Source organism: Pantoea sp. MQR6 (genome assembly GCF_022761075.1).
Lineage (GTDB): Bacteria > Pseudomonadota > Gammaproteobacteria > Enterobacterales > Enterobacteriaceae > Pantoea > Pantoea phytostimulans.
On sequence record NZ_JAKYXB010000018.1, the window covers coordinates 1 to 810 of the forward strand.

The 810-nt window shown below is 52.2% G+C and carries 1 protein-coding gene; it reads right to left on the reverse strand.

Features of this window, described 5'->3' with window-relative positions; genetic code table 11:
- Window positions 1–810 (reverse strand): elongation factor Tu (tuf, locus tag MUG06_RS22740; RefSeq protein WP_243080129.1); only part of this gene is annotated, 810 nt, incomplete at both ends.

An 810-nucleotide genomic window follows, 5' to 3' on the forward strand; every position in this document is an offset into this window, starting at 1 on the left:
CATTTTGATGTTGTCGCCCGGCATTACCATCTCAACGCCTTCTGGCAGCTCTACTGAGCCAGTCACGTCAGTTGTACGGAAGTAGAACTGTGGACGGTAGCCTTTGAAGAACGGAGTATGACGGCCGCCTTCGTCTTTCGACAGAATATAAACTTCTGATTCGAACTGGGTGTGTGGCTTGATTGAGCCTGGCTTAGCCAGAACCTGTCCACGCTGGATGTCTTCACGCTTGATACCGCGCAGCAGAACACCACAGTTTTCGCCAGCCTGACCCTGATCCAGCAGTTTGCGGAACATTTCAACGCCGGTACAGGTTGATTTCACGGTATCTTTGATACCAACGATTTCAACTTCGTCGCCGACTTTAACGATGCCGCGCTCAACACGACCGGTAACAACAGTACCACGGCCAGAAATTGAGAATACGTCTTCGATTGGCAGCAGGAACGGCTTGTCAATTGCACGCGTTGGATCTGGGATATAAGTATCCAGGTATCCAGCCAGCTCAGTGATTTTCGCTTCCCACTCAGCTTCGCCTTGCAGCGCTTTCAGAGCAGAACCACGAACGATTGGGGTATCGTCGCCTGGGAAATCATACTGAGTCAGCAGATCACGGACTTCCATCTCAACCAGTTCCAGCAGCTCTTCATCATCAACCATGTCGCACTTGTTCAGGAACACGATGATGTAAGGAACGCCAACCTGACGACCCAGCAGGATGTGCTCACGGGTCTGAGGCATTGGGCCGTCAGTCGCAGCAACAACCAGGATCGCGCCGTCCATCTGCGCAGCACCGGTGATCATGTTTTT